Annotated in this window: 3 protein-coding genes; all 3 read right to left on the bottom strand. The window is 50.1% G+C overall.

What is annotated here, in order from left to right:
• Positions 1-320, bottom strand: a 320-nt coding sequence (locus KDK19_RS10515; RefSeq protein WP_257291903.1) for a phage portal protein, incomplete at its 3' end; no start/stop codon positions are given.
• Positions 321-323: 3 nt separating this feature from the next.
• Positions 324-524, bottom strand: coding sequence for a phage head-tail joining protein (locus KDK19_RS10510; RefSeq protein ID WP_066015960.1), 201 nt, complete (start codon positions 522-524; stop codon positions 324-326).
• Positions 525-529: 5 nt separating this feature from the next.
• On the bottom strand, positions 530-1,197 hold a 668-nt coding region (locus KDK19_RS10505), incomplete at its 5' end, for a phage terminase large subunit family protein (RefSeq protein ID WP_257291902.1).

Below are 1,197 nucleotides of genomic sequence, written 5' to 3'. Positions count from 1 at the left end.
AAACCATCAGCATCCGATTCATCCGACCACTGCAGAAACAGGTTTTGCAGCTGTTCCCGTAAACCATCGTCGTCCAGCAGAGATTTAGGTGTAATGCCACGACCAACCACATTACTGACCAGCTTTTCCAAACCACTGCTGGCCCAGGGGTCATTGCGGATTGCTGCCCGGGAACGGTTAATCAGTTTGGACAGATCAGCAGTGAGTGCGGTATTCGGAGAAAGCCCTGGTGCATACCAGCTTTTGGCTCGTCGTCCCATGCCTGCGGCGGTGTAGGCTGAGTTTTTGAAACGACGAAAAAGGTTGGTGAGCAAGCCCATGCCTCAAACTCCCTTGGATGAATAGATGCCGTATTGCTTTGGGCGTTTCTGTTGTTTAATCAATTCACGCTCAATGGCTTGCAATCGCCTTTCCATTTCGGCGAAGCTGCTGTACTCCACCCGGCGGCCTTCAAATTCCACAGTACGGGTCTCACGCAAAAGCACTGCCCGTTTCAGGGCCTGATATTCTGCCTCAGTAATCATGGAGGTTATCTCTGAAGATAGGAGCTGCGGGATGAACGACGAACTGCTTTTGGCTTGTTGCCGGTTTCTTCTAATTCAGGATCAGGGGTGTCTTCTGGTGCTGGTCGACTTTTAGCGAGCAATTCCAGGTTGATACCTCGGTGCTGCTGGAGGATACGGATTGCTGCCAGCGAATAGACCCTACAATCCAACGCTTCATTTCTGCGGTTCTTGGCATCCCAAGTAAAGTAGGGCACACCGAGCCGGTACTTCTTTATCTTTTCTTCTGCAGTGGCCTGTTTGAAATAATCTTCATCAAAGCAATCCTTGACTGGCCAGTGACAGTAACCCTGCCCGGGCTCTAAAACTCGGTAACGCTGATAGATAAGCTCTTTCGCAGTATCGGTGCCGACCAATGTCAGGTAGACCCCTTTCTTGTTTTTGGTTTTGGGAAATGTGGCGATAGGTTTGCCAGCCTGAGATGAACCCTTAACTGGAATTGCCCAATCGGCTCCTTGCTTACGACAGAAAGCATACACCTCATCGGTGTAGTGACCACCAGAGTCAATGCAGACCTGAGCTACATTCATTTTGGTGCCATCCTGCCGGGTGTAAGTTTTGTGCAGCATATCCGCCAGGGCATCCCATATTGGCTGACGGGATAAGTCACCGTATAAACGGACATAATCAATAG

Origin of the sequence: Endozoicomonas sp. ONNA1, assembly GCF_024606325.1 — a bacterium.
Lineage (GTDB): Bacteria > Pseudomonadota > Gammaproteobacteria > Pseudomonadales > Endozoicomonadaceae > Endozoicomonas_A.
The sequence above is the reverse complement of the archived record's forward strand: the minus strand, read 5'-3'. Positions and strand labels throughout refer to the sequence as shown.

What these genes read in the sequence shown, in the direction of transcription:
- KDK19_RS10510 (WP_066015960.1), bottom strand. Translation starts at nt 524, where the DNA reads ATGATTACTGAGGCAGAATATCAGGCCCTGAAACGGGCAGTGCTTTTG.